Below are 5,025 nucleotides of genomic sequence, written 5' to 3'. Positions count from 1 at the left end.
ACGCTCGGGAAGCTCGCAGAGGAACACTCGGTGAGCGCCGGAGAGACGCCGACGAGCACGAGCGCGGAGAAGACCGAGAGGCCACGACGCCGGGGGCTCCGGCCGAGGGCACGCGCAGGACCGCCGCACCGGTGGCCGCGAGGTCGCGCCGTGCCGCGTCGTCCAGACGGCCGCCGTAGGCGTCGGCGCGGCCGCGGCCGAGCCGCTCGAGCTCCGCGACCCACGTGGCCGTGACGGTGCCCTCGCGGTCGGTGGGCAGGACCCAGGCGTCGCAGTGCAGGGCGGTGAGGTCGCCACGCGTGACGAAGAGGTGACGGGCCGGCGGCATGCCCCCGAAGGGGTATCAGTCGGCGGCGGGCGACGGGGTGACCGGGCGGCTACGGCGGGCTGATGTCCGGGCCCGGACCGTCCTGCGGCCCCGGGTCGCCGGCCTCGGGCCCGGCCGGATGCGGGTCGCCGGCCGGCGCGGCGTCGCCGGGACCGTCGGCAGCGGGCTCGTCGGACGCCGTGGACGGGCCGGGGTCCGACGCGCCGGGGTCTTCCGACGGGCCGGGCGCGAACTCCGTCGCCGCGTGCCCGGTCGGGGCCGCCGCACCGCTGAGGTCGAGCGTCGGACGCTCCGCCGGGTCGTCGCCCTGCACGGCGTCGCCGCCGCCGCGGGCGTCCCCGGCGATCATCAGGCGCTCGCGCAGGGTCGCGGTCTCCTCCGGCGTCGGGTCCCACGCGGAGGGGTCCGGCAGGTCGGCGAGGCCGTCGAGGCCGAAGAGCTTGAGGAAGAGCCCGGTCGTCCGGTAGAGGACGGCGCCGAACTGCGAGCGCCCGGCCTCCTCGATCATGCCCCGCTCCGTCAGCGTGTTGCACGCGGAGTCGGCCGCGACGCCGCGGATCCGGGTGATCTCCGGCCGGCTGACGGGCTGGAGGTAGGCGACGATCGCCAGCGTCTCCGCCTGGGCGGGCGTCAGCGGCGGCGTGCGCGGCGCGGCGAGCAGGCGGCGGGCGGCGGGCTCGGTCTCCGGCGCGGACGACAGCAGGAAGCCGCCGCCGATCTCGCGCAGGAGCAGGCCGCGCCGGCCGGGCGCGAAGACGCGCCGCAGCTCGTTCAGCGCGGCCGAGACCTCCTCGGGCCCGGTGTCGCACGCGACGGCGAGGTCGTCGATCCGGACGGGCTCGGACGAGAGGAACAGGAGCGACTCGAGCGTGGACGCCAGGCCCGACTGCTCGGGTGGCAACGGCGGCTCGACCGGCTCGGCGTCGTCGAGGACGTGGGCGGGATCCCGGGGGACGTCGTCCGGTTCCTCGTCGGCGGGGGCGTCCGCGGCCGGCGGGTCGTCCGCGGGGACGTCGTCGTCGACGAGCGCGTCCCCGACGGCGCGCTCGTCGCGCACCTCATCACCGACGAGGGCGTCGTCGACGGTCGGGGCGTCGACCGTCGGGTCGCTGACCGTCGGGTCGCTGACGGTGGGGTCGCCGACGGCGACCTCGCCGACCGCCTCCTCGTCCTCGGCCGGTGGTGCCTCGGCCGGGAGCGCCTCGGGCGGCAGCTCCTCGGCGGTGGACTCGACGTCGAAGTCCGGCTCGTTGCGGCGGCCGATCACGCCGCGGCCTCGCGGCCGGCCGCGGACCAGCGAGCGGCGCCGGGCGCCACGCCGGCGACGTGGATCTCGGCGAACGGCTCGACCTGGGTCCAGTCGGCCTCGCCCTGCTTGTACATCTCGAGCAGCGCCCAGAGGGTGACGGCCACGGTCGTGCGGTCCGCGTCGCCGACGGCTTCGCTGAACGTGAAGCTGCCGCGACGCAGCAGGGAGCGCAGGTGCGACAGGCGCTCGGGCAGGCTGACGCGCTGGAGCGTGACGTGGTGCAGGTCCACGCGGGGCGGCAGGCGCAGCAGCCCGCCGATCGCCTTGCCCAGGCGGTTCGGGCTGTGGACGGCGATCGCGTCCTGCTCCGTGAAGACGCGCAGGTGCCGCGGCAGGGCGGCCTGGCGGAAGCGCTTGCCGTCCTCCCCCTGCAGGCGGTCGGCCAGGTGGTCGGCGGCGTGGCGGTAGCGGCGGGCCTGGAGCATCCGCTCCATCAGCTCCTCGGCGGCTTCCTCGGGCTGCAGGTCGCCGAGCTCGTCCTCCTCTTCGCGCGGCAGCAGCAGGCGGGACTTCAGCTCCAGCAGCGACGCGATCAGGACGAGGAACTCGGTGGCGACCTCGAGGTCCAGCTCGCCGCGGGACTCCAGGTGGTCGAGGTACGTGAGGACGACCTCGGCCAGGTCGACCTCGAGCAGGTCGACCTCCTCCTTGAGGATCAGGGTCAGCAGCAGGTCGAACGGCCCGCTGAAGACCTCCAGGTCGAGCTCGAGACCCGCGACGTAGGCGGTCGCGCGCATCCGGCCGAGGGTAGCGAGCGGCGCGGTCGTCGCGACCGCCGGCCCGCGGGTCCGTGTGGCGGCGACGACGAGGCCCTGCGTCGCCCGGCGTCGGACCGCCGGCGAGCGGACGAGACGACGACTTCCCGCCATCCGTCGGACCCCGACGGCCGTGTGCGTTGCCACTGTAGCAACGCATTGTATCTTCTTCCGCAACGGCGTACGGTGCACGTCGTGTCCCAGGCTCTGCAACGCGGTCTCACCATCCTCGAGGCGCTCGGCGAGCGCTCCGTCGGCGTCCGGGAGCTCGCCCGGCAGCTCGGGTTCGACAAGGGCGCGCTGTCGCGGACGCTCGCGATGCTCGCCCGGGAGGGCTGGGCGGTGCGCGACGCGGGCGGCTACCGGCTCGGTCCGCGGGCCCAGGCGCTCGGCGCCGGCGGCGACAGCCGCGGGGCGATCGCCCGTGCGGCCCGGATCGCCCACGTCGTCAGCGGCCTGACCGGCGCGACGACGTTCGTGATGCAGCTCGCCGGGTCGCGGCCCCTGCTGGTCGCGACGACCCCGGGTCCCGAGACCCCGTCGGCGGACGGCTGGGATCCCCCCGCGGCGCTGTGGGCGACCGCCGGAGGGGTCGCGCTGCTCGCGCAGCTGCCGCCGGCCGACGTCGAGCCGTTCCTGTCCGAGGACCCGTGGCCGCGCTACAGCGCGGCGAGCCCGGAGGATCCGTCCGCCGTGCGGCGACTCGTCGCCGCGGTCCGCGAGGGCGGCGCCGCTCGGGAGCGCGCGTGGTCGCACCCGGCGTCCGCCTGCATCGCGGTGCCCTGGCCGTCACTCGAGCCGGACGTCCCGTCCACGCTCGTCGTCGCCGGGTACTCCGCCCTGCTCATCGAGCACGACGGCCCGTTCGAGCGGCTGCTGCGCCGCGCCGTCACGGCCGGCACCACGCCCGAGGAGCTCGCCGGCGACGGCCTCGTGCGGACCCCCACCGACAGCGGTCGCCGGACGGACCGCTCCGTGATGACCGCTCCCCCGGCGCCGCGGACGGCCGACAGGACCAGATCGGGACCGGAGCGGACACCGCACGCTGACAGGATCGCCCGATGACCTCTCGACGTCCCCGCCCAGCCGTCGCGGCCCTCGTCGTGGTCCTGCTGCTCGCGGTCGCCGCGTCCGCGGTCCGCCCAGCCGCCGCGGACGCCGGCCGCCGCGTCACGACGCCGGGGTTCAAGGGCTCCACGAAGCGGCTGAAGGCCAAGCCGACCGGCGCCGCGGCCAAGCCGACCCCGCCCATCGCCCTGGCCGCCGGGGCCCGGCACCCGCACGCGGTCGTCGACGCCGCCGGCACCGCCTACGTGACGTGGAACGTCCCCACCGACGGGTCGGAGGGCCCGCGGCGCGAGGACGCGATCGGCTTCTGCCGCCTGCCGCGCGGCGCGACCGCCTGCGACAACCCGCCGGAGACCCGGCTGCTGATCCCGCAGAAGACCTACGGCACCGGCGACGACCCGTTCCTCAACCAGGAGGTCTCGCGCGGCGCCGCGCCCGTCATCGTCGGCGACCAGCTGGTGATCCTCTCGACCCGCTACCCGACGCTCTACCCGCTGCCCGACGGCGACACGACCGACCGCGCGACGATCCAGTTCGTCTCGCTGGACGGCGGCACGTCGTTCAGCGGCGGATCGCCCGTCACCAGCGGGATCAACATCCTCGACGTGCCCGTCTCCTTCGGCAGCGACACGTCACCGCGGATCGGGACGCTGAACCCGACGGAGGACGGGATCGTCTTCCGGGCACTGAGCCCCGGTGCGTTCACCGGCGCCGGCGCGATCCTGGAGCCGGGTGCCCTGTACGGCGCCAACACCCAGCTGACCCGGCTGCCGAACGGCGGGATCGCCGCGCTCTTCGCCGACGGCCCCGGCTCGATCGCCGTCCGGCGGTTCCTGGGCCAGGGCGACCCGAACGACGTCGCGAACTGGACGCCGAAGGAGCACCTGCAGGGCTACGACCCCTCGATCGCGACGGGCTCCGGCGGCCGGCTGCTCGTCGCCCGCAAGGAGTTCTCCGACCACGGCGTCTACACGGTCCAGACGCTCGCCGGGCCCGGGGCCGCGACGAAGCCGGTGCCGCTGCATCCCGTCGGCCTGGACGCCGCGCGGATCCAGGGCGACGGCGGCCCGCTCACGGCGGCCTACGTCGACGCCGGGGGCGCGACGGACAGCGTCAGCGGCCACACCGGCCTGTCGGTCCGCCGCAGCCCGGGCGGCGGCAGCGCGTTCGGAGCCGAGCAGCGGATCACGACGACGCCCCGCGACACGTTCGAGCCGTCGTTCGACGCCGCACCCGACGGCGGCGGGTTCGTCGCCTGGGCCGCCGACGACGGCGCCCCCGCCGAGATCCGCGGACACTTCTTCGGGTCGCTCGCGAAGAGCTCGTCGCCCGGCCTGCCGACGACCACGCCCGGCAGCGCCACTGGCGACGGCAACGTGACCAATGCCGACTGCCAGCACCGCGACTTCGGCAAGATCCGCGTGCGCACGGAGAACGGCTGCTTCCTGTCGGGCAAGCGCGACGGCCACGCCGTCGCGGTCTCCGAGGGCCCGATCTTCGTCAACGGGCTGAAGGTCACGCCGATCGGCAAGACCCAGCTCGTCGTCGACCCGAAGACGCGGCAG

Annotated in this window: 4 protein-coding genes and 1 pseudogene; 2 read left to right on the top strand and 3 right to left on the bottom strand. The window is 75.8% G+C overall.

What is annotated here, in order from left to right:
- The 3 genes and pseudogenes from AB0L40_RS26470 to AB0L40_RS26460 form a co-directional block, all read right to left on the bottom strand.
- Positions 1-328 (bottom strand): annotated as a pseudogene (locus tag AB0L40_RS26470) (hypothetical protein); the annotation flags it as partial.
- 49 nt (positions 329-377) lie between these two features.
- Positions 378-1,595, bottom strand: a complete 1,218-nt coding sequence (locus AB0L40_RS26465; protein ID WP_364361584.1) for an SMC-Scp complex subunit ScpB — start codon at positions 1,593-1,595, stop codon at positions 378-380.
- Positions 1,592-2,374 (bottom strand): segregation/condensation protein A, encoded by a 783-nt coding sequence (locus AB0L40_RS26460; RefSeq protein WP_364361582.1) that lies wholly within the window; start codon positions 2,372-2,374, stop codon positions 1,592-1,594. The genes AB0L40_RS26465 and AB0L40_RS26460 overlap by 4 nt, the downstream gene beginning before the upstream one ends.
- Positions 2,375-2,587: 213 nt before the next feature.
- On the opposite strand from AB0L40_RS26460, the gene AB0L40_RS26455 reads away from it, so the two are divergent.
- A complete protein-coding gene (locus AB0L40_RS26455; protein ID WP_364361580.1) occupies positions 2,588-3,457 on the top strand; it encodes a helix-turn-helix domain-containing protein in 870 nt (289 codons plus the stop codon).
- Positions 3,454-5,025 (top strand): hypothetical protein (locus AB0L40_RS26450; protein ID WP_364361578.1); only part of this gene is annotated, 1,572 nt, incomplete at its 3' end. The genes AB0L40_RS26455 and AB0L40_RS26450, both read left to right, overlap by 4 nt.

It is taken from the genome of Patulibacter sp. NPDC049589, assembly GCF_040675535.1.
In the GTDB taxonomy this organism is placed as follows: Bacteria; Actinomycetota; Thermoleophilia; order Solirubrobacterales; family Solirubrobacteraceae; genus Patulibacter.
This window is presented reverse-complemented; position numbering and strand designations above follow the sequence as displayed.

Coding starts and splice junctions, on each gene's coding strand:
- AB0L40_RS26460 (WP_364361582.1), bottom strand. CDS start 2,374: ATGCGCGCGACCGCCTACGTCGCGGGTCTCGAGCTCGACCTGGAGGTC.